This window comes from Streptomyces sp. NBC_00872 (assembly GCF_045161915.1).
Taxonomy (GTDB): domain Bacteria; phylum Actinomycetota; class Actinomycetes; order Streptomycetales; family Streptomycetaceae; genus Streptomyces.
Window position 1 is genome coordinate 8,540,055 of the sequence record NZ_CP108806.1, and the last position, 23,086, is coordinate 8,563,140.

At 72.2% G+C, this 23,086-nt stretch carries 15 protein-coding genes; 11 read left to right on the forward strand and 4 right to left on the reverse strand.

Translation table 11 applies throughout. The annotated features are described in order from the left end of the window. The first annotated feature begins 299 nt into the window (after positions 1 to 299). The 3 genes from OG214_RS36395 (at position 300) to OG214_RS36405 (ending at position 5,247) form a co-directional block, all read left to right on the forward strand. On the forward strand, positions 300 to 1,187 hold the full coding sequence (locus OG214_RS36395) for an oxygenase MpaB family protein (RefSeq protein ID WP_405987705.1): 888 nt from the start codon (positions 300 to 302) through the stop codon (positions 1,185 to 1,187). Continuing rightward, positions 1,169 to 3,460 (forward strand): tetratricopeptide repeat protein, encoded by a 2,292-nt coding sequence (locus OG214_RS36400; protein ID WP_405987194.1) that lies wholly within the window; start codon positions 1,169 to 1,171, stop codon positions 3,458 to 3,460. The genes OG214_RS36395 and OG214_RS36400 overlap by 19 nt, the downstream gene beginning before the upstream one ends. Positions 3,461 to 3,714: 254 nt before the next feature. After that, positions 3,715 to 5,247 carry a phytoene desaturase family protein gene (locus OG214_RS36405; protein WP_405987195.1) on the forward strand — a complete coding sequence of 511 codons (1,533 nt, stop codon included), beginning with the start codon at positions 3,715 to 3,717 and terminating at the stop codon, positions 5,245 to 5,247. 78 nt (positions 5,248 to 5,325) lie between these two features. Here the strand turns inward: OG214_RS36405 and OG214_RS36410 are convergent, their stop codons facing one another. Continuing rightward, positions 5,326 to 7,164, reverse strand: coding sequence for a serine hydrolase (locus OG214_RS36410; RefSeq protein ID WP_363083173.1), 1,839 nt, complete (start codon positions 7,162 to 7,164; stop codon positions 5,326 to 5,328). A 222-nt stretch (positions 7,165 to 7,386) separates the two neighbouring features. On the opposite strand from OG214_RS36410, the gene OG214_RS36415 reads away from it, so the two are divergent. From OG214_RS36415 to OG214_RS36445, 7 genes are all read left to right on the forward strand, one after another. Next, complete coding sequence (locus tag OG214_RS36415; protein WP_365903689.1) at positions 7,387 to 8,508, forward strand: ionic transporter y4hA; 1,122 nt, start codon at positions 7,387 to 7,389, stop codon at positions 8,506 to 8,508. A 49-nt stretch (positions 8,509 to 8,557) separates the two neighbouring features. After that, positions 8,558 to 10,123, forward strand: a complete 1,566-nt coding sequence (locus OG214_RS36420) for a fatty acyl-CoA synthetase (protein WP_383041970.1) — start codon at positions 8,558 to 8,560, stop codon at positions 10,121 to 10,123. 86 nt (positions 10,124 to 10,209) lie between these two features. Next, the gene (gene aroQ, locus OG214_RS36425) at positions 10,210 to 10,866 is read left to right on the forward strand and encodes a gamma subclass chorismate mutase AroQ (protein WP_405987196.1); all 657 of its coding nucleotides are present in this window, start codon (positions 10,210 to 10,212) and stop codon (positions 10,864 to 10,866) included. A gap of 112 nt (positions 10,867 to 10,978) precedes the next feature. Beyond that, on the forward strand, positions 10,979 to 11,221 hold the full coding sequence (locus OG214_RS36430; protein WP_066952556.1) for a DUF397 domain-containing protein: 243 nt from the start codon (positions 10,979 to 10,981) through the stop codon (positions 11,219 to 11,221). A gap of 454 nt (positions 11,222 to 11,675) precedes the next feature. Next, positions 11,676 to 12,176, forward strand: coding sequence for a hypothetical protein (locus OG214_RS36435; protein WP_363083177.1), 501 nt, complete (start codon positions 11,676 to 11,678; stop codon positions 12,174 to 12,176). Between the two features lie 214 nt (positions 12,177 to 12,390). Further along, a complete protein-coding gene (locus tag OG214_RS36440; RefSeq protein WP_405987197.1) occupies positions 12,391 to 14,742 on the forward strand; it encodes a glycosyl hydrolase family 95 catalytic domain-containing protein in 2,352 nt (783 codons plus the stop codon). Between the two features lie 315 nt (positions 14,743 to 15,057). Further along, positions 15,058 to 16,179, forward strand: coding sequence for a chemotaxis protein (locus OG214_RS36445; RefSeq protein ID WP_363083179.1), 1,122 nt, complete (start codon positions 15,058 to 15,060; stop codon positions 16,177 to 16,179). Positions 16,180 to 16,344: 165 nt separating this feature from the next. Here the strand turns inward: OG214_RS36445 and OG214_RS36450 are convergent, their stop codons facing one another. Beyond that, a complete protein-coding gene (locus OG214_RS36450; protein WP_405987198.1) occupies positions 16,345 to 18,342 on the reverse strand; it encodes an N-acetylmuramoyl-L-alanine amidase in 1,998 nt (665 codons plus the stop codon). A gap of 354 nt (positions 18,343 to 18,696) precedes the next feature. Continuing rightward, entirely contained in the window at positions 18,697 to 19,842 is a 1,146-nt protein-coding gene (locus OG214_RS36455; protein WP_405987199.1) for an aminoglycoside phosphotransferase family protein, read from the reverse strand. Positions 19,843 to 20,075: 233 nt separating this feature from the next. On the opposite strand from OG214_RS36455, the gene OG214_RS36460 reads away from it, so the two are divergent. Then, positions 20,076 to 21,569 (forward strand): hypothetical protein, encoded by a 1,494-nt coding sequence (locus OG214_RS36460; protein WP_363085061.1) that lies wholly within the window; start codon positions 20,076 to 20,078, stop codon positions 21,567 to 21,569. A gap of 19 nt (positions 21,570 to 21,588) precedes the next feature. On the opposite strand, the gene OG214_RS36465 is transcribed toward OG214_RS36460, so the two are convergent. Then, on the reverse strand, positions 21,589 to 23,040 hold the full coding sequence (locus OG214_RS36465) for a PP2C family protein-serine/threonine phosphatase (protein WP_405987200.1): 1,452 nt from the start codon (positions 23,038 to 23,040) through the stop codon (positions 21,589 to 21,591). Positions 23,041 to 23,086 lie beyond the last annotated feature (46 nt).

A 23,086-nucleotide genomic window follows, 5' to 3' on the forward strand; every position in this document is an offset into this window, starting at 1 on the left:
TAGCGTGGTTCTACCCGGCCCGGTGGCCGGACGGCCGGAGCGAGTACACGGCGGGGAGTGCGGAGATGGGCGGGACGGAACCCCGGAGTGCGCGGGACACGAGCGGTGAACGGGATCCCCGGGGCGAGCCGGACCTCGGGGGCGAGTCGGACCTCCGGGGCGGGCCGGATGCCCGAGACGAGTCCGGCCGCCGCCCTGAGTCCGGCCGCCGCCCTGAGTCCGGGCGCCGCCCTGAGTCCGGCCTTCGCGGTGAGTCCGGCGAGCGGTCCGCCGACCCCGGGCTCTTCGGACCCGACTCCATCACCTGGCAGCTCCACAGCGACCCCATGATGTGGATCGCCGGAATCCGCGCCCTCTATCTCCAGGCCCTGCACCCCCGAGCCGTCCGGGGCGTCACCCAGAACAGCGACTTCCGGAAGGACGCCTGGGGCAGGCTGCGTCGTACGGCCCACTTCGTGGGGACCATCAGCTACGGAACCACCGAGGCCGCCGAGCGGGCGGGCGCCCGGGTCCGCCGTATCCACCGGCTCCTCACCGCCACCGATCCCGTCACGGGGGAGCGCTACGGCGTCGACGAACCGGCGCTGCTGCTCTGGGTGCACTGCGCCGAGGTCGACTCGTATCTCCAGGTCCTGCGCCGCTCCGGCATCGCCCTCAGTGACGCGCAGGCCGACCGCTATGTGGCCGAACACCGCGTGGGGGCCCGGCTGGTCGGCCTCGACCCGGGGACGGTCCCCGCCACCACCGCGGAGCTCGCCGACTACTTCGCCGAGGTCCTGCCCGAGCTGGCGTGCGGACCCGAGGCACGGGAGGTCGACGACTTCCTGCGCCGGCCACCGGCCCACCCCCTGCTGGTACCCGCCCGTGAACTGCTCTGGCGCCGGGTGGCCTCGCTCGCCTACCAGGCCCTGCCGCCGTTCGCCCACGCGCTGTACGGCAGGGCGGCCCCCTCACCCCGTACCGTCGGCCACCGGCTCACCGCCACCGGGAAGCTGCTGCGCCGGATCCCGGCGCGGGTGCGCTGGCAGCTTCCGCCGAAGCACATTCTCCGGGCGACGGCGAGGCTCGGCCCCGACACCCGGCCCAGCCCGTACACACTCCAGGGCCGGGCGGCCATACTGGACGGGCCGGGGAGGGCGCAGCGAGGTGACGGGGGCGACAGCACGCGATGGCGGACACCAGGCTGATCCAGGGCCGCTACCGGCTGCTCGATCTGATCGGGCGCGGGGGGATGGGCGAGGTGTGGCGGGCGCGCGACGAGTCGCTCGGCCGGCGGGTCGCGGTCAAGTGCCTCAAGCCGCTGGGGCCGCAGCAGGACTCGTCGCTCACACGGATCATGCGCGAGCGGTTCCGCCGTGAGGCGCGCGTCGCCGCCGCGCTCCAGCACCGCGGTGTCACGGTCGTCCATGACTTCGGCGAGCACGACGGTGTCCTCTATCTCGTCATGGAACTGCTCGAAGGGCGCAACCTCAGCCAGCTGCTGGAGGACAACGAGCAGCGCCCGCTCCCGGTGCCCGATCTCGTCGACATAGCGGAGCAGATCGCGGACGCGCTCGCCTACACCCATGAACAGGGCATCATCCACCGCGACCTGAAGCCCGCCAACATCATGCGGCTCACCGACGGCACGGTGAAGATCTGCGACTTCGGTATCGCGCGCCTCGGCCATGACATCGGTTTCACCTCCCGGCTCACCGGGACGGGCATCGCCATGGGCACCCCGCACTACATGTCCCCCGAGCAGATCGGCGGCGGCCATGTCGACCACCGCAGCGATCTGTACTCGCTGGGGTGTGTGCTGTACGAGATCTCCACCGGCGCCCCGCCGTTCGACCTGGACGACGCCTGGGCGGTGCTGGTCGGCCACCGTGACACGATCCCGAGACCGCCCAGCGGGCACCGCGCGGACCTGCCGGGATTCTTCGACCGGATCGTGCTCGACCTGCTGGCCAAGGCACCGGAGGAGCGGCCCTCGGACGCGGGCGATCTGCGGCGCCGGATCAGCGGCGCACGCTCGGCCCTGGGGCCCGATGCCTTCGCCGCCCACCACAGCAGGCCCGGCCGTCCCGTCCCGACCGGGGCGGACCCGGGGCCCGCGCCGCCCCTCCACGGTCGCCGGGCACCGCTGCCGGACGAGGACCGGCTGCCGTCCTGGACCCGGGGGATGACGACCGGGCACAAGGCGACCGGTGTCTCCGTCCTGCGGTCCACCCCGCCCGACCACACCGCGGGGCTGACGGGCGAGTGGACCACGCCCGCCGACCCGCGCCTGGCCACCGGGGCGTATCCGCACCGGGCCCGGCCCACCCCGTCGCCCGAGCAGCTCGCCGTCCTCGCCAGCCGGCACAACGCCGGTCTGAGCCTGGGCAGGCTGGGCCGCTGGGAGGAGGCGGGCGAGGTGCACCGCGCGGTCGCGGCCGAACGGGAGCACGCCCTCGGCCCCGACCACCCGGACACCCTCGGCAGCCGGTACGAAGTGGGGTTCACCCTCAGCAGGACCGGGCGGACGGCCGACGCGCTGCGCGAGTTCACCCGGGTCGTGGAGGGCCGCGAGCGCGCGCTCGGCCCCGACCATCCGGACACGCTCACCGCCCGCCAGGAGATGGCGTACGTCCTCGGGCAGCTCGGCCGGCACTTCGAGGCGCACCAGGTGTTCGCGGCGGTGCTCGCCTCCCGAGAGCGCACCATGGGTTCCGACCACCCGGACACCCTGCGCTGCCGTCACAACCTGGCGTACAACCTCAGCCGGCTCGGCCGGCTGGAGGACGCCTACCGGCTGGCCCGCGAGGTCGCCGACGCCCGCTCCCGGGTGCTCGGCGCCCACCATCCCGACACGCTGATCACCCGGTACGAAGTGGCCTACACGCTCGGTCTGCTGGGCCGCTGGCCGGAGGCGCTGAGCGCGTACCACGAGGTGGCGACGGCCCGCGCCCAGGCGCTCGGCCCCGACCATCCCGACAGCCTCGCCGCCCGCTACGAGGTCGGTATCAGCCTGGGGCGGCTCGGCCGCAGCGCGGAGGCGCTGGAGCTGTACCGCGCGCTGGTCGCGGACCGTACGCGCGTCCATGGCCCGCAGCATCCGGAGACCCTCCGCGCACGGCACGGCCTCGGGGTCAATCTCGGCAGGCTCGCCCGCTGGGAGGAGGCGCTCGCGGAGTCCCGTGATGTCTGCGCGCTCCGTGAACGGGTCCTCGGCCCCGACCATCCCGACACACTCGTCAGCCGCCGGGAGATCGCCGTCGGCCTGGGCTGGCTGGGCCGCTGGGGCGAGGCCCTGGCCGTCTACCGCCAGGTCGCCGAGACCCGCGACCGGGTGCTGGGCCCGACCCACCCGGACGCCCTGGCCGGCCGCAACGACGAGGCGCACTGTCTGGAGCAGCTCGGCAGGGGAGCGGAGGCGGTGGAGCTGTACCGGCGGGTGGCGGCGCTGCGCCAGGGACACGGCCTCCGGGGCCGCTGAGCCGACGCGGGAGCCGCTGAGCCGACGTCCGGGGCCGGTGGGCCGACGTCCGGGGCCGGCGAGTGGAACGGTGTCCGCGCCCGACGCGTAAAGGAGCCTCGGCCGTCCGCGCGCCCGCCCGCCCGCCGCGTCCGTACCGGCACCGTCTGTCCGGGCCCGTGTACCTGCCGTCCCCTCGGGGCCGCGCCCCTCGGGTCTCCGGTGTATCCCGGGCCACCCCTGGTCCCGGGATCATCCACGTGTTACCAAGAGCCATGCCCGCACATGTCTCGTACGACGCCGTCATCGTCGGCGGCGGCCACAACGGTCTGGTCGCCGCCGCCTATCTCGCCCGCGCGGGCCGCTCCGTCCTCGTACTGGAGCGGCTCGGGAACACCGGGGGCGCGGCCGTCTCCAGCCGTCCCTTCGCCGGGGTGGACGCCCGGCTCTCCCGCTACTCGTACCTGGTCTCGCTGCTGCCGCGGAAGATCGTGCGGGAGCTGGGACTCCGCTTCGCGGTGCGCAAGCGGACCGTCTCCTCGTACACCCCGCTGGCCGACGGGGGACTGCTGGTCGGCGAGGGACGCACCCGCGCCTCCTTCGCCGCGCTGACCGGCGGCGAGCGCGAGTACGCGGCCTGGCGGGAGTTCTACGCGATGACGGGACGGGTCGCCGAGCGGGTCTTCCCCACCCTCACCGAGCCGCTGCCCCCGCGTGAGGAACTGCGGGCGCGCGTCGACGACACGACCGCCTGGCGGACACTCTTCGAGGAGCCGATCGGTGCCGCCGTCGAGGAGCGGTTCGACCACGATCTGGTCCGGGGAGTGGTGCTCACCGACGCCCTGATCGGCACCTTCGCCGACGCCCACGACCCGTCACTCGTCCAGAACCGCTGCTTCCTCTACCACGTGATCGGCGGCGGCACCGGGGACTGGGACGTGCCGGTCGGCGGGATGGGAGCGCTCACCGACGCCCTGGCGGACGCCGCCCGGTCGGCCGGAGCCGAGATCGTCACCGGGCACGAGGCGACCCGGATCGTCACCGACGGGACCGCCGCCGAGGTCGCCTTCCGCGCAGGGGAGAGCGAGGGTACGGTGACGGCCCGTCAGGTCCTGGTGAACGCGTCCCCCCAGGCCCTCGCCGCGCTCCTCGGCGAGGAACCGCCCGCCGCCGCCGAGGGCGCCCAGCTCAAGGTCAATATGCTGCTGCGCAGACTGCCACGGCTGCGCGACACGTCCGTCGACCCGCGCGAGGCCTTCGCCGGTACCTTCCATATCGCCGAAGGCTACGAAGAGTTGGCGACGGCGTACGAGGAGGCGGCGGCCGGCCGCCTGCCGAGCGCGCCGCCGTCCGAGATCTACTGCCACTCCCTCACCGACCCGTCGATCCTCGGCCCGGGACTCGCCGCCGAGGGGTACCAGACACTCACCCTGTTCGGACTGCACACCCCCGCCCGGCTGTTCGCCGCGGACAACGACGCCGTACGCGCGGAGCTGCTCGCCGCGACCCTCGCGCAGCTCGACGAACGGCTCGCGGAGCCGATCGCCGACTGTCTCGCGGTGGACGAGAACGGCCGCCCCTGTATCGAGGCGAAGACCCCGCTCGACCTCGAACGCGAACTGCGGCTGCCCGGCGGCCATATCTTCCACCGGGATCTGTCCTTCCCGTACGCCACGGAGGAGACGGGCCGCTGGGGTGTGGAGACGGCGCACGCGAATGTGCTGCTGTGCGGCGCGGGCGCCGTACGGGGCGGCGGGGTGAGCGGTGTGCCCGGCCACAACGCGGCGATGGCGGCCCTGGGCCGGTGACCCCGGGCCATGACCAGGGGCGGTGACCACGGGTGACGGCGGGGCACGGCCGGGGACAGAGGGAGGGGCGGGCGCGGGTCAGTCCTCGGACGCCACCCAGCCGGCCGCCGCGATACGGGCCGCGTCCTTCGGCCGTGCCTCGTCGAAGACCGTACGGCCGCCGTCCTCGACCCGCAGACCGTCCACGTACACGCCCCGTCCGGTGTACAGCCGGTCCGTCGTGTACCGCCAGCGCAGCCGTACCTCCGTACCGCGCCAGGCCGCGAGATCGGCGGTCAGCCGGTGCCAGACCCGGCCCGACCAGCCCGTGGCCGAGCCGGTGGGATGGGCCAGCGGCTCCTGTCCCGTCCGTACGGTCGTGAAGGGCACCGGCCGCCAGCTCGCGCCGCCGTCCGCCGACGCCTCCAGGAACAGCGCGTCGGAGCCAGGTTCGGTGTCCCACCACAGGGAGCAGCGCAGCCGTGCCTGCCCGGACCCGGGTGTGAGCGGGGGCAGGGCCAGCGTGGCGGCGGTGGCGCTCGCCATGCCCGAGAACCAGGCCGTACGGCCCCTCTCCGGCCGGACCGCGACGGCCCTGGCCATCCGGTCGGCGGTCGCGACCCGCGGCGCGCTCCCGGAGCGCCAGCTTCTGACGGGATGGACGGAGTTGCCGAGGACGATCAGGAACGAGTCGGTGGTCGGGTCGAGGACGAGACTCGTCCCGGTGAAGCCGGTGTGGCCCGCCGTGCCCGGCGTCGCCATGGCCCCCATGTACCAGTGCTGGTACAGCTCGAAGCCCAGGCCGTGGGCGTCCCCGGGGAAGCCGGTGTTGAAGTCCGTGAACATCAGCTCCACGGACTCCGGGCGCAGGATCCTCGCGCGGCCGTAGGCGCCGCCGTTGAGGAGCGTACGGGCGAGGACCGCCAGGTCCCAGGCGCAGGAGAAGACACCGGCGTGCCCCGCGACCCCGCCCAGGGCGTACGCGTTCTCGTCGTGCACCTCGCCCCACACCAGACCGCGGTCCAGCCCGGACCACGGCTGCCGCGCGTCCTCGGTGGCGGCGATCTTCGGTTTCCAGGACGCGGGCGGGTTGTAGCGGGTGCGGTGCATCCCGAGGGGAGCGGTGATCTCGTCGTGGAGCAGCGCGTCCAGCCGCCGCCCGCCGATCCGCTCCAGGATGAGCTGGAGCGAGATCAGATTGAGGTCCGAGTAGAGATAGACCGTGCCGGGCGGATTGAGCGGGGCCTCGTTCCAGAGCAGCTCCAGCTTGCCCTCGTAGGTCGGCGCCGGGTAGAGCGGGACCCAGGCGCGGAAGCCGGAGGTGTGCGTCAGAAGCTGACGCACCGTGATGTCCTCCTTGCCCGCCCGGCCGAACTCCGGCAGATACGCCGTGACCCTCTCCTCCAGCTCCAGCTCTCCGCGCTCGATCCGCCGGACGGCGAGAATCGAGGTGAACAGCTTGGAGACGGAGGCCAGGTCGAAGACGGTGTCCTCGGCCATCGGGATCTGCCGCTCGGCGGGGAACTCGACTCCGGTACCGGTCCTCTCGTCGTACGCCGCGTACCGCACGGCCTTGCCGATCGGCCGGTGCAGGGCCACCGTCCCGCCCCGGCCGGCGAGCAGCACGGCGCCCGCGTACCAGGGGTGGACGGGGGACGGGCCCAGAAAGGCCTCCGCGTCGGTGACCAGCCGCTCCAGCTCGCCGGGGAGCAGACCGGCCCGCTCGGCCGAGCCGCGCCGCAGCGTGCTGTGCCCGGAGCCGGGCCCGTGGCCCGTACCGCCCGTGGCCCCCGCGCCGCCACCCGGTCCGCCCGCCGCCGCGCGGGCCGCGCTCTCGGCGAACGGGATCGGCGCCAGCGCGAGCGCCCCGCCCAGGGCCAGCACCCCGCCGCCCAGCCCGCGCCGGCTGATCCCGTCGCCCGTACCGTCCTGTGCCATCAGGAAGCCTCCCCTGAAAGTATCTTTCGGGATCTCGATCGACTTCTGAAACTTTCTTGCGGGACCTGTGGGCTGTCAACCCTTCCGTCCCGTGCGGCCCCGACACCACGCGGGCCCCGATACCACGCCGGAACTGACACCGCATCACCGGGAGCGGTCCGCGGACGCCGTCCGGCGCAGCCCACCGCGCGTACCTCCGGTGGCTCTGGCAGCGTGAGGCGCATGACCGTGAGGCGCACGACGACGAGCAACGCCATCAGGTCACTGGCGTCCCGGTGGACCGTGGCGGTGCCTCTGCTCGCCGTGGTCGCCCTCGTACTGAGCTGGGGACGCTCCCTGCCCGGCTTCGCGGTCGCCCTGGTCGCCCTCTGTCTCGCGGGCGCGGTGCTCGCGGCCGTACACCACGCCGAGGTCGTCGCGTACCGGGTGGGGGAACCGTTCGGCTCGCTCGTACTGGCCGTCGCCGTCACCGTCATCGAAGTGGCGCTCATCGTCACCCTGATGATCGACGGCGGCGCCAAGTCGGCCACACTCGCCCGGGACACCGTCTTCGCCGCCGTCATGATCACCTGCAACGGCATCCTGGGGCTCTGTCTGCTGGTCGGGGCGCTCCGCAGCAGAATCGCCGTGTTCAACCCCGAGGGCACGGGCGCCGCGCTGGCCACCGTCGCCACCCTGGCGACCCTCACCCTGGTGCTCCCCACCTTCACCACCAGCCGGCCGGGGCGTCAGTTCTCGTCGGCGCAGCTCGGCTTCGCCGCCGTCGCGTCGCTGATCCTGTACGGCCTGTTCGTCGCCGTACAGACGGTGCGCCACCGCGAGTACTTCCTGCCCGTCACCCAGGAGGGTGAGGTACGTGAGGAGGAGTCGCACGCGGCGCTGCCCAGCCGCCGGGCGACCGGGCTCAGTCTGGTGCTGCTCGTCGTGGCGCTGATCGCCGTCGTCGGTGACGCGAAGGCGGTGTCGCCCACCATCGAGTCGGGAGTGGAGTCGGCCGGGCTGCCCCAGGCGGTGGTCGGTGTCGTCATCGCCCTGCTGGTGCTGCTGCCGGAGACCCTCGCCGCCGTACGCGCGGCCCGCCGCGAGCGGGTGCAGACGAGTCTCAATCTCGCGCTCGGCTCCGCGATAGCCAGCATCGGGCTGACGATCCCCGCCATCGCCCTCGCCACCATCTGGCTGAGCGGACCGCTGGTCCTCGGACTGGACGCCACCCATATGGTGCTGCTCGCGCTGACCGTGGTGGTGGGCGCGCTGACCGTCGCGCCGGGACGTGCCACCCTGCTCCAGGGCGGGGTCCATCTCGGCATCTTCACCGCGTTCGTCTTCCTCGCCATCAGCCCCTGACGCGACAGGGGGATTGACCCCTCCGGCGGCGCCCGCCGAGGATCACGCCATGACCGCCGAGGACCGCACCTTCCCGGAACCGCCCGACACACCCTCCGACGGACCGCGCGGCGGCTCGTTCGACGATCTGCTCGACCGCACCGTCGACGGTGTCGTACGGCGCACGGCGCGACGGGTGCCGGGCCGGGTGGCCGTACGGTACGCGGACCGGGTGTGGACATACGCGGAGCTGGACGCCGCCGTCTCCACCGCCGCCGCCGTGCTCACCGGACACGGGCTGGCGCACGGCGACCGGGTCGCCGCCTACGGCCACAACTCCGACGTGTATCTGATCGCCTTCCTCGCCTGCGCACGGGCCGGATTCGTCCATGTACCGGTCAATCAGCATCTCGACGGCGACGACCTCGCCTATCTGCTGGAGCAGTCGGGCAGCGCGCTCGTACTCACCGACCCCTCACTCGCCGGCCGGATCCCGGCGGGCGTCCCCGTCCGCGCCCTGCGCGACACCGGGGACTCACTGCTCACCGCGCTGGACACACCGCGGCCGTACGAGCGCGACGGCGACCCGGACGATCTGGTGCAGCTTCTCTACACCTCCGGTACCACGGCCCTGCCCAAGGGCGCGATGATGACGCACCGCGCCCTGGTCCACGAGTACGTCAGCGCCCTCACCGCCCTCGATCTGCGCGAGAGCGACCGGCCCGTCCACGCGCTGCCGCTGTACCACTCGGCCCAGACCCATGTGTTCCTGCTGCCGTATCTCGCGGCCGGCGCCGAGAACACGATCCTGGACGGACCGGACCCGGTGACGGTGTTCGACCTCGTCACGGAAGGCCGCGCGGACACCCTCTTCGCGCCGCCCACGGTATGGATCGGGCTCGCCGGCCACCCGGAGTTCGCCGAGCGGGATCTGACCGCGCTGCGCAAGGCGTACTACGGCGCCTCGATCATGCCCGTGCCCGTACTGGAACGGCTGCGCGAGCGGCTCCCGGCGCTCGCGTTCTACAACTGCTTCGGACAGAGCGAGATCGGCCCGCTCGCCACCGTCCTCGGACCCGGTGAGCACGAGGGCAGGATGGACTCCTGCGGCAGGCCCGTCCGCTTCGTGACGGCGCGGGTCGTGGACGAGCACGGCGAGGAGGTGCCCGACGGCACGCCCGGTGAGGTCGTCTACCGGTCTCCGCAGCTCTGCTCGGGGTACTGGGAGAAGCCGGAGGAGACGGCGGAGGCGTTCCGCGACGGCTGGTTCCGCTCGGGCGACCTGGTGGTCCGGGACGCCGAGGGCTACTACACGGTGGTCGACCGGGTGAAGGACGTCATCAACTCCGGTGGTGTGCTGGTCGCTTCCCGGCAGGTCGAGGACGTCCTCTACACCCATCCGGCCGTCGCGGAGACCGCCGTCATCGGACTGCCGGACGAACGCTGGATCGAGGCCGTCACCGCCGTCGTCGTCCTGAAGGGCGAGACCACCGAGGCCGAACTCCTCGCCCACGCACGGCAGAAGCTCGCGGGCTTCAAGGCCCCGAAGCGGATCCTGTTCGTGGAGGCGCTCCCGCGCAACGCCAGCGGGAAGATCCTCAAGCGTGAGCTGAGGGAGCGCTTCAGCGCGCCCTGAGCCCCGGCCGACGGCGCGTCCCTAGGCTCGGGGGCTCCGACCGCTGAGAGGCCCTGATGCGTTTCATGCCGTCCGTATGCCGACCCGTGCGCCGTCCTGTACGCCGCTCTGTACACCGTCCGCTCGCCCTGACCGCCGCCGCCCTCCTGCTGGCGGGAACGGGCCCCGTCACCGACGTCGGGGCCGCCACGGCCGTCCCGGTGGCCGCCGCCCGGCGCGCGGGGCCGCCGTCCACGCGCCTTCCGCCGGTCGTCGAGCTGTCCGCGCGGCGCCTCGCCACCGCCCGTCCGGTCGCGGCGGCGAAATGGCGGACCGGCGGCCCCGTGGACGATCCCGTCCGTGAGCGGCAGGTCCTCGACACGGTCGCACGGCAGGCCCGGGAAAGGGGAGTTGAGCCGGCGGTGGCCCTGCGGATCTTCCGCGACCAGATCGAGGCCAACAAGGACATCCAGCGAGCCCTGCTCCGCCGCTGGGAGACGGACGTCCCGGGAGCGCCGTCCGCGCGGCCGGATCTCACCGATCTCACCGGGGCACGCGCGGATCTCACCGAGGCGCGGGCGGAGATCAACCGGGTCAACGACGCGCTCGTACGGGCGATCGCGGGCTCCGCCCGGGACCGTGCCGCACCGTACTGCGGTGGCGTGCTGCTCGCCTCCGTCCTGCGGGTACGCGCCGAACGGCGGCTGGACGGCCCGTACACGGCGGCGCTGAGCCGCTCCCTGCGGTCCGTCTGCCCGTCATGACCGGGCGGCCCCGCCATGGCCCGCGCGCTCCCGGGTCCTTCCGTCGTGGCCTGTCGAGGACCGACGGCGGTCGATAGGCTGGCCCGGGACGACGCAGCGGGAGGAGCAGGACGTGGCCGAGAGCATCACCACCCACAAGCCGCTTTCGGGCTGGGACAAGCCGGAGCTCGATCTGAGCAACGCGGACTGGCAGTCGAGCAGCCAAGGCACGGGTGATGTCCAGATCGCCTTCGTCGAGGGCTTTATCGCCATGCGTAACAGCGGGCGGCCCGAGAGCCCTTCGCTGATCTTCAGCCCGGCCGAGTGGCGGGCCTTCGTGATCAACGCGCGTGAGGGGGAGTTCGACCTCACCTGACCGTGCGGCCCGGCCGCGCGCGAGCCGCCGCGCGGCGCGGGACGGCTCAGGGAAGCCGACCGGCCCCGGGAAGCCGACCGGCCCCGGGGCAGACCGGCTTCCCAGGCCCGGGACCGGAGGGTTTCCCCGGCGCTCTCTTCCGGACTCTCCACCGTGGTGCGGTGGTTGAGCCCGGGTACGACGGAGGGCCGCCGGGTCCTCCCCGCGTCGCCGACGCGTTCGCCCATGGCTGACGGCCCCATGTGTCCGGCCCCGCTCGGGGTGTCATGGTCGCCACAGCCGTACCATCCCGCCCCATCCGCCCCATCCGCCCCACCCGTAACGATGTGCGGAAACCTGGCGGAAACCCGGCGGCGGCGGAGGCGGCAGAACACGCTCATGGATGGTTTCGCATACCCCCATAAAAGGGTTCACCCGGCTCCGGAGTAGTGGCGCGAACACGTACCATGGTGGGATGTCCTTCCTCCGCCGCCGCAGCGCCGCCACACCCGCGGGTCCGGACTTCGACGTCCTGGCCATGGACCCGGGTGACTGGCCCGGAAACCTGGGCGCCGGTCTGCTGCCCGCCCCCGACGGCAGTTGCCAGGGTGTCTTCCTCCGGTACGACCTCTTCGGCGGCCGTGGCCCCGCGATGATCATCGGAAATCTGCCCGAGGGCTCACCGGCCCGCGAGCTGGTGGACGGACAGATCCCGTTCGAGGTGGCACAGCTCCTGCTGGCGCTGGAGAACGAGGAGCCCGTCGAGGTCATCGGCACCGAGGACATCCCGGTGATGCAGGGCGACAATCTGCTGATCGTCCGCCGTCTCAAGCTCTCCGAGGGCCGGATCTCCTGTGTGCAGTTCGACCGCAGTGACCATGTCCTGGTCACCATCGCGAGCTGGGACCGGCCGATCACGGACGATCTCTACGCGCTGCTGAAGCCGCTGCCCGCGGAGCTGTTCCAGCAGGGCTGAGCCGGGCACGGGCGCGAGTCACGGCGGAGCGCCGGTCCGGCGGACCGGATCGCACGGAGCCGGCAGGACCGCGCGGAGCTGATCGGGCGGATACGAGAGGGCGTGCCGGGGGTGGATCACCCCTGGCCGCCGATCACCTGTGGGCCGACCCCGTGTGAAGCGAATTTGTCATGTGTATTGCCAATTCAGTCATCGGACTTTTACGGTGCTGGCCATGACGCCTGGGATCAGCCGTAGAACCACGATCAAGTCCGCAGTGGGTGTAACCAGCGCCTTGACACTGGGAGTTCCGGCCCTGTCAGGAACCGCAGCCGCCCACTCCTCCGATGATTTCACGTTGTGGTACCAAACGCCCGCCACCGACTGGGAGCGTGAATCGCTGCCCATCGGGAGCGGAGCGCTCGGCGCGAGTGTGTTCGGCACGCTCGCCACCGAGCGGCTCACGCTCAACGAGAAGACCCTGTGGACCGGCGGTCCCGGAGATCAGGGGGGCTACGACCACGGCAACTGGACCGAGCCCCGCCCCGGCGCGCTCGCCTCCGTCCAGCAGCGCCTGGACACCGAGGGCAAGCTCACCCCGGAGACGGTCGCCGCCGAACTCGGCCAGCCCAAGCACGGTTTCGGCGCCTACCAGGTCCTCGGCGAGCTGCAGCTGGACGTACCGGGCGCGCCGACGGCCCCCGACGCCTCCTACCGTCGCTCGCTCGATCTCGGCACCGCCCTCGCCGCCGTCTCGTACACCCATGAAGGCGTCACGTATACAAGGGAGTTCTTCGCTTCCTACCCGGGCAAGGTGATCGCCGGCCGGTTCTCCGCCGACCGGCCGGGAAAGACCGGCTTCACCCTGCGCTACACCTCGCCCCGCGAGGACTTCACGGCCACCGCGAGCGGTGACCGGCTCACCGTGCGGGGCGCGCTCCAGGAGAACGGGCTGCGGTTCGAGACCCAGATCCGGGTCCGTACCGACGGCGGCCGGGTCACCGCGGGCGCGGACGGCACCCTCACGGTCAGCGGCGCCGACAGCGCGTGGTTCGTCCTCGCCGCCGGCACCGACTACGCCGACACCTATCCGCGGTACCGGGGCGCCGACCCGCACACGGCCGTCACCAGGGCGGTCGACGCCGCCGCCCGCCGCTCGTACGGCGCCCTGCGCGCCGACCATGTGAGCGACCACCGGGAGCTCTTCGACCGGGTCTCGCTCGACATCGGCCAGCAGCTCCCGGATCTGCCCACCGACCAGTTGCTGACGGGGTACACCGGGGGTGCCGGCGCCGCCGACCGGGCACTCGAAGCGCTCTTCTTCCAGTACGGCCGCTATCTGCTGATCGCCTCCTCACGCCCCGGCTCGCTGCCCGCGAACCTCCAGGGCGTCTGGAACAACGTCACCAATCCGCCCTGGTCGGCGGACTACCACGTCAATATCAATCTCCAGATGAACTACTGGCTCGCCGAGGTCACCAATCTCGCCGAGACCACCGCTCCCTACGACCGCTATGTCGAGGCGATGCGGGCCCCCGGCCGGGTGAGCGCGCGGGAGATCTTCGGCTCGGGGGGCTGGGTCGTACAGAACGAGACCAACCCGTACGGCTTCACCGGGGTCCACAACTGGGCCACCTCCTTCTGGTTCCCGGAGGCGGCCGCCTGGCTCACCCAGCAGCTCTACGACCACTACCGGTTCAACGGCTCCACCAGCTATCTGCGCTCCACCGCCTATCCGGTGATGAAGGAGGCGGCGGAGTTCTGGCTCGCCAATCTCCGGACCGACCCGAGGGACGGCACGCTCGTCGTCACACCCAGCTACTCGCCGGAGCACGGCGACTTCACGGTGGGCGCGGCGATGTCGCAGCAGATCGTCTTCGATCTGTTCACCAACACCCTTGAGGCGGCACGGACCCTGGGGGACTCCCGGGCCTTCCGCACCCGGCTGGAGACCGTCCTCGGACAGCTCGACCCCGGACTGCGTATCGGCTCCTGGGGACAGCTCCAGGAGTGGAAGACCGACCTCGACAGCCGGACGGACGACCACCGGCATGTCTCGCACCTGTACGCCCTGCACCCGGGCCGGCAGATCGAGGCGGGCGGCGAGTGGGCGGAGGCCGCCAAGGTCTCGCTGACCGCGCGCGGCGACGGCGGTACCGGCTGGAGCAAGGCGTGGAAGATCAACTTCTGGGCGCGGCTGCGGGACGGCGACCACGCCCACAAGATGCTCTCCGAGCAGCTCAAGAGCTCCACCCTGCCCAACCTCTGGGACACGCACCCGCCGTTCCAGATCGACGGCAACTTCGGCGCCACCTCCGGGGTCGCCGAGATGCTGGTGCAGAGCCAGCACGGACCGATCGAGGTGCTGCCCGCCCTGCCCGCCTCCTGGCCCGCCGGCCGGGTGACGGGGCTGCGGGCGCGCGGCGGCGCCGAGCTCGACATCGAGTGGTCCGGCGGCCGGGCGACCCGGATCACCCTGCGGGCGAGCCGTACGACCGAGCTGACGCTGCGCAGCACCCTGTTCACGGGCGGAGAACGCACATTCCGGGCCGTCGCCGGAAAGACCTACGTCTTCCGGGGAGCCTAGGCGCGGACACCGGACACCGGACACCGGACACAGGACACCAGGCACGGGGCAGGCCGCCCGAGCTCCGGACCCGGTGACCCCGGTGACCCCGATAACCCCCGTGGCGCCTCTGTCCCAGGCGCCACGGGTCCCATGGGCCCCGTCCGGCACACCGCCGGACGGGGCCGTGCGCCGTCCGGCCGGTGTCCCGCGCGGAACCGGGGTCCGCACCTCGCGCGGAACCGGACCGTATCCCGCACGATGGATATACGCCGGGGGCCCGCCGGCACGTGGCTGTCCGCCCGCTGCCGGACCTTCATCGAGCGAAGGGACAGCATGGACAACAACGGTCTGACGCCGGAGGTCCTGCGCGAGCTGCGCCGCCCGCGCCCGTACCCGGCCATGTCCCTCACCATGCCCACCAACCGGCGCGATCCCCGCGCCGAGGCGGACGCCGTACGGCTGCGCAATCTCCTCGCCGAGGCGGGACACCGCATCGAGTCCGACCCGGACATGGACAAGCGGGCACGTGTCGCGGTCAGGGCACAGCTCGACCGGGCCGTCGCCGAGGTCGATCTGAGCCATACGCTCGACGGGCTGCTGCTCCTCGCGGACAGCCAGGAGCACCGGATCTGGTATCTGCCGCGTGACGTGCCCGAGCGTGTCGTCCTCAGCGACAGCTATCTCACCCGGAATCTGGTGGCCGCCACCGCGCAGTCGCGGCCGTACTGGGTGCTGGGGGTCGCGGCCGACCGCGCGACGCTGTGGAGCGGCTCCGGCGAGTCGCTGCGGGAACACCGCGCGGACGGATTCCCCATGGTGGCGCCCGAGGAGAGCTGGGACGTCGAACGCGAGGAGCGGATCGGCGACACACCGAGCACCTTCACCGACGAGGAGACCCGCAAGTTCCTGAGATCCGTGGACGAGACCGTGGGCGCGGTCCTGGCCCGCAGGCCGAGACCGCTGCATCTCGTGGGTCTCGCCCCCGCGCTCGCCCTGCTGGAGGAGGCGGGCAACGCCACCCGCTCGGCCGTCGGCAGACTGGTCAAGGGCGGTCTGGTGGACGGGCCGGCGCCGGTGCTGCTCAAGGAACTCCAGCCGGTGACAGAGGAGTACGCGCGGCGTGAGAAGGAGGAGGTGCTGACCCGGCTGGACGAGGCCAGGGGGCGGCGCATCTTCGCCGCGGGACTCGACGAGGTCTGGGAGTCGGTGCGGGAGAAGCGGGCCGAACTGGTCGCTCTCGAAGAGCACTACCGCCGTACGGCCAGGGTCCGGGACGGCCATCTCATGCCCCTCGACGACGCGCCCGCGTCCGTGGCCGCCGGGCACAACGACGTACGCGACGACATCGTCGACGAACTGGTGGAGACGGCGCTGGACGGCGGAGCCGAGGTGGTGTTCCTGCCGGACGGCACACTCGCCGCGCACGACAGGATCGCCGCCGTCCTGCGCTTCTGACCCCGGGCCCGGCGAGATCCGGACGAGAGTCCTGGACGAGGACGAGGACGAGAGGTCCTGGACGAGAGGTCCTGGCGGTGGACACGGGGCATACGCGGACGGCGGGTGTCATCGGCCCCTCCGTGGCCGACGACACCCGCCGTGTCCCCCGTCCTGTCCGCCGGGTCAGCGGCGCACGGGCAGCACCTCGACGTCGGACGCCTTCACATAGCCGACCCGGTGTCCGTACTGGATCTCGTAGTACCTCTCCTGGCCCCGCACCACCCGGTGCCCGCTGGTGTCGAACGCCGGCGCGTAGTAATACTCGCCCGGCGCGCTGTCACCCACGACATACCGCTGTCCCGCGAGCACCTTGTACGGCAGCGCGGAGACGGTCTGGACCGGCACCTCCGCCGGATACGCCGAAGCCTCCGGATAGGCCCGCCCGTACACCGGCACCTCGGCCACCCCGGCCTTCGGCGTCAGCACCGAGGCCTTGGCGCCCACCGCCGTCGGCCCCGTACGCGGATTGTGGAACCACGCCTTCTGGCCCAGGTACCAGATCGCCGTCCAGTCGCCCTGGCGCCCGGCGACCGCGTACTGCTGGCCGGTCGTGGCTCTGGCCCCCAGATCGTTGACATCGGTGGTGGTGTCCTCGCCGCCGGGGCGCAGCCCGATGTCCTTCACCAGCGCGGCGCCCGCGTCCGGCGCGGTGTACAGCCGTACGGCGCCCGAGCCGTGCGGGGCACAGGCCTCGCCGGGCTGCTCGCATCCGGTGTAGACCGGCTTGTTCGACGCGTAGTCGGGCCGGATCGTCACCACATCGGCGTTCGCGCCAGCGGTCGCCTCGAACGGCTTGCCGAGCAGCTGGAAGTAGTGCGCCCAGTCCCAGTAGGGGCCGGGGTCCGTGTGCATGTCGGGGATCAGCGGGGTGGTGGTGCCCGGCACGGTGTCATGACCCAGGATGTGCTGCCGGTTCAGCGGGACGTCGAACCTCTCCGCCAGATACTTCACCAGCCGTGCCGAGGTGCGGTACATCGACTCCGTGTACCAGGCGTCCGGCGCGGCGAGAAAGCCCTCGTGCTCCAGCCCCACCGACTTGGCGTTGATGTACCAGTTGCCGGCGTGCCAGGCCACGTCCTTGGTCGCCACATGCTGGGCGATATGCCCGTCGGACGAGCGCAGTGTGTAGTTCCACGACACATAGTCCGGGTTCTGGATGAGCTTGAGTGTGGTGTCCCAGGAGCCCTCGGTGTCATGGATGACGATGTAGTCGATCGACTGGGACGCCGGCCGGTCGGCCTTGTCGTGGTTGCCGTAGTCCTTGTCGCCGAACTCCGCGTACGCCGCCGGCAGCCACTCGCAGGCGACCGTCCTCGGACACTCGGTCCGGTCCGTCGGTACGGTACGCAGTCCGAGCCGCGCGGTCTGCGAGGTGTCGGGCGAGACCGCCGGGACCGCGCGCAGCACCACCCGCTGGCCGCTGTCCGTCGTACGGCGCTCGCCGCCCCTGATCACCGCGTACACATCGTCGGCGTAGGCGCTGGCGGTCGCCGAGTCGTCCGCTCCGGAGAAACGGGCGACCGCGCCGTACCAGTCGGCGGGATCGCCGCTCAGCGGCTCGCCCAGGTCCCGCTGGGCCGCGGCCAGCAGCGCGGCGCCGCCCCGGACATTGGCGGCCGGGCTCTCCCGCAGCGCCTCGGCGGACAGCCCGGTCAGGGTGGCGGCGCGGTCCAGGGTGCGCAGCCGCGCGGGCAGTTCGGACATCTCGGGCGGCGCCGTCGCCGCGGCGGACCGTACCGCCCCGGCCGTCCGCGCCGGACGGGAGGTGTCACCGCGCGCGTCCTCCGCGCCCTCCGAGTGGTGCTGTGTGCCGGCGAGCGCGGCCCTGGCGTCGGTCAGATGCATCGGGCCGTAGCCGCCGGTGACGCTGGGAGCCCCGCTGTGCGCGTCCCAGCGCGACTGGAGATACGCGACCCCGAGCAGCACGCTCTGCGGCACCCCGTAGTGCTCGGAGGCCTCGGCGAACTCCTGCTGGAGCGTATCGGCGCGGGGTTGTTCCGCGGTGGCGGAGGGCGCGGCCGAGACCAGGGGCAGCAGCAGCGCGGCGGATGCCACGGCGCCCCCCGCCCTCAGCGCACGCCCACGACGGGCTCTCGGATGTGGGGGGACGGAACCTTGCAACGCAGCCTCCAGTGACGGGTGATACGCGAGGGGTCTGCCGGGCGGGGCCGACTACAGAGGTATCGGCTCCCGGACGATCCGTCAATCATCCGCCACAGGGGCGATTTCCCACGTCAGCGCGGGTTTCGTGGAGTTTCGCGACGGTGGTGTCCCCGCCTGCGGCGCGTCAGTGGAGTGAACCAATGAAAGAACAAGGCCCGCCGTCCGGGGGGCGGTTCACGGCCCGGCGGGCGGAGTGCGGCGGCCGTCGAGGAGCGGCGCCGTCCCGTGGCGAGGAGCGTCGGCGCACCACGCGCCCCGTGTGCCGGCACGGGGCACGCGACGTGGTTCTCTTCCTCCGGTCGGTGGAACGGGTCAGCGGGTGCCGACCGCGGCGCGCACCGCCCGCCGCGCCATCGCGCAGTCGTCGTGGAGCCGGCGCAGCAGCAGCCGCTGCTCCTCGCCGGTGGACGGACCGCTCCGCGCGGAGGCGGAGGCTCCCGGAGCGGACGGCGACGAGGCCGGGCCCGCGCCGGACTCCGGCGCCTCGTGCATCGCGCGCTGCACCGCCGTCTCGTACATCCGGATCTCCCGGGTCAGTACGAGCATCAGATTGACCAGGAACGCGTCCCGCTCGGCGGGGCCCCTGACCTGGGCGAGCTGGCTGATCTGGCGGCGTGCCGCGGGAGCGTCCCCGAGCACCGCCCACAGCGTCGCCAGGTCGTATCCGGGCAGATACCAGCCCGCGTGTTCCCAGTCGACGAGCACCGGGCCCGCCGGTGACAGCAGGATGTTGGAGAGCAGGGCGTCACCGTGACAGAACTGGCCCATGCCCTGGCGGCCCGCCGCCAGACCGTGCAGCAGCTTCTGGAGGTCCCCCAGATCGCGGTCGGTGAACAGCCCCAGTTCGTGGTAGCGGGCGATCCGTGACGCGTAGTCGAGAGGCGCGTCGAAGAGTCCGGCCGGTGGCCGCCAGGTGTTGATCCGGGCGATCGCGCCGAGCGCGGCCCGTACATCCGCCCTCGGCGGCGCCTCCGCCGGATGGCGGGTCAGCGCCGCGGCCCGGCCGGGCATCCGCTCGATCACCAGCGTGCAGTTGTCCGGGTCCGCGGCGACGAGCCGGGGCACCCGCACCGGTGGCCGGTGCCGTACGAAGGAACGGTAAGCGGCTATTTCGTGCCGGAACCGTTCGGTCCATACCGGCGAGTGGTCCAGTAAACACTTGGCGACCGCGGTGGTACGCCCGGTGGTTCCGACGAGCAGTACGGAGCGGCCGCTGCGGCGCAGTACCTGTACCGGCTTGAACTCCGGACAGATCCGGTGCACCGATGCGATGGCCATCCGCAACTGCGCGCCCTGGGGGCCGGACAAGTCGAGTCTCCCGCTGAGCGGTTGGGTGACGGCCCCCGTCCTGATCCGAGTCCGCCCGACATGGGTGGGGTCGAGATACGGTCCGCTCCCGGGCACGACCGTACGCTGCGACCGGGGCGGGGCGGACACGGAGGCCGATGCTGTGTACATGGGCGATACAGATCCCTTCGTGTGCCGGCGAGTTGCGTGCGCCGTCCCGCCCCGGCGGCCCTTCGGCACCCTGGGGAGTACGTCCTGCCGCCGGGGCGGGGTGGCGCTTTCCTACCCGACACCCGAACGCGGGTGGCACACCATCTGGCGCACCCTGGCGAACCCTGGCGAATAGTCGCCACGCATCTGCCGGAGGGCTACTGTCAAGTCAGCCGAGAACCTGGGGGCTTGACGTGAGCGGAGAACCCAACACCCGTCTGTCGGATCTGTTCGGCCTGGCCGGCTGGTCCAAGGGCGAACTCGCGCGGTTGGTGAACCGGCAGGCGGCGGTCATGGGCCACCTCCAGCTCGCCACCGACACCTCGCGGGTGAGGCGCTGGATCGACATGGGGGAGACCCCGCGCGAACCCGTGCCGAGAGTGCTGGCAGCCCTGTTCACCGAGCGGCTCGGTCGTGTCGTGACCATCGAGGACCTCGGGTTCGTACGGAGCGGGCGCGCGGGGAAACGACGGAACGCCGGGAAGGCTGACAACCCCGACGGTCTGCCGTGGGCGCCCGACCGGACGGCAGCGGTCCTCACCGAATTCACGGGAATGGACCTCATGCTCAACCGTCGCGGCTTGGTGGGCGCGGGTGCCGCGCTCACCGCAGGCTCCGCACTCACCAGCGCCATGCACGACTGGCTGCACTCCGACCCCGCACTCTCGTCGGACGCCCCCCGGCTCGACGATCCCCTGCACGCCGACCCCGCTGGGTTCGACCGCTACGAGGCCGCCCCCATCGGGTCACAGGAGATCGACGCGCTGGAGCACTCCGTCGAAGTGTTCCGCGCCTGGGACGCCGCCCGTGGCGGCGGGCTCCAGCGAAAGGCGGTGGTGGGCCAGCTCAACGAAGTGGGCGGCATGCTCGCCTACCGCCACCCCGACCATCTCCAGCGGCGCCTGTGGGGCGTCGCGGCCAATCTCGCCGTACTCGCCGGGTGGATGTCCCATGACGTCGGCCTCGAACCCACGGCCCAGAAGTACTTCGTCATCGCCACCCACGCGGCACGCGAGGGCGGTGACCGGCCCCGTGCCGGTGAGGCGCTGTCCAGAGCCGCCCGGCAGATGGTCCATCTCGGCCGGCCCGACGAGGCACTCGATCTGATGAAGCTCGCCAAGTCCGGCTCGGGCGAGGAGGCTCTGCCCCGTACCCGCGCCATGCTGCGCACCATCGAGGCCTGGGCACAGGCGTCCATGGGCCGTGGCCAGGCCATGCGCAGAACACTGGGCGAGGCGGAGGAACTCTTCGTCTCGGACAAGGGGGACGTGCCGCCGCCGTGCTGGATGCAGATGTTCGACGAGGCCGATCTCCACGGGATGGAGGCGCTGGCCTTCCGTACCCTCGCCGACCATGAACCGGCGGCGGCGAGCGTCGCGCAGAGCCATGCCAGGAAGGCGCTGGAGCTACGGGGCGACGGCCGGCAGCGCTCCCAGATCTTCGACTACATCTCGCTGGCGTCCGCCTGCTTCATCGCGGACGACCCGGAGCAGGCGGACCGGTACGCGCGTCTCGCGCTGGTGTCGATGGGGGAGACCTCGTCGCACCGCACCTGGGACCGGCTGCGGGAGATGTACCGGCTCACCGGCCAGTACGCGGGTCACGGGAAGATCAAGGATCTGCGTCAGGAGATCCAGTCGGCCCTGCCCAAGCCGCCCGCCAAGAAGGCGGGGAGCGCCGACATCTGACAGCCCTGGTCACCTCACCTCAGCCGCCGACCCTGGCGGCCATCACACAGGCGTCGTCGGTGCGTTCGGACGTGCCGAGCTCCTCGACGACCGCCCTGGCACACTCCTGCGCGGTGCGGGTCCCGGCGAGCCGGGGCGCCAGTGCCAGGAGCCGGTCCCGGTCCGTCCCCGTGGTGTCACCGTCACGGGTCAGCCCGTCGGTGTACAGCACCAGCAGGTCCCCGGGCCGGAGCCGGATGTCGGCCTGCTCGTACGCGGCCCCCGAGGTCGCCCCGAGCAGCACGCCGTCCGGCGGAGTCAGCACACGCCCCGTCCCGTCGCGGAACAGCAGCGGGGCGGGGTGTCCTGCCTGCGCCCACGCGAAAGTCCGGGTCCTCGGGTTGTAGCGGGAGCAGAGCACGCTGCCCAGTGCGGGCCGCTCGGAGGTGTCGAGAAGCTGATTGAGGTGGCCCAGCAGGGCACCGGGCTCGATGCCCGCCACGGCCATACCGCGCAGCGCCCCCAGCGTCATCGCCATGGAGGAGGCGGCGGCCATGTCCTGACCGGTCAGCTCGCCGACGGTCAGCAGGGTGTCTCCGCCGGGCAGTTCGAGGGCGTCGTACCAGTCCCGGCAGGCCGACGGATCGGCCGTGGACGGGAGATGGCGTGCGGCCACGTCGAGCGCGGCGGGTCCGCTCCGGGCGGCGGGCCGTGACGAGCCGCGCCAGGACGGCAGAACGGCCTCCTGCAACTCGACCACGAGCCGTCGCTCGGTCTGCGCGATGTGATGTTCGCGGTGGAGCGAGTCCCGTACGTCGCGCACCGCCCGTTCGCTGCGGCGCAGTTCGCTGATGTCACGCAGGACCGCCCACATGGAGGCGGTGCAGCCGTCGGCGTCGAGGACCGGCTCACCCGTCATACGCAGCGTACGCACCCGGCCGTCGGGCCTGACGATACGGAACTCGCCATCCATGGGCCTGCCGTCGATCAGACAGCCCGTCACCATCGCGGTGAGCAGCGTCTGGTCGTCCGCGAACACCAGGGAGGGCAGCTCGTCCAGCGACAGCGGTCCGCTCTCCGGCGGGCGGCCGAAGATCTCGAACAGTTCGTCCGACCAGCTCACCTCGTCGGTGAGGAGATTCCACTCCGCGCTGCCGATCCGCCCCCGCGCCGGGGCGGCGCCGTCCTGGATCTCCCGCCCCTGGCGGGGAGCGCGGTGCTGTCCCCGCGCCGGTTCCTCCGGAGCGGGGCCGTCCGGCCTGCCGGCCTTCAGCTCCTCCAAGTGCGCGCCGAGATCGTCCAGTTGATGGACGGCCAGATCGCAGAGCGCCCGCTGCCAGCGCCAGAGCGTGTCGTCGTCGTCCACCTCGGTGTCCCGGCGCACCGCGTCCACCTCTCCGCGCAGCCGGCGGGTCTGGGTGATGAGCGCTTCCACCGTCCCCCGCTCGGGAGGCTGCGGGGCAGAACGGTCCGCGAACAGAGGGGACGGCATCTCGTACTCCGATACGGCGCGGCACTGTCTGGTCCAGCTGATGGAC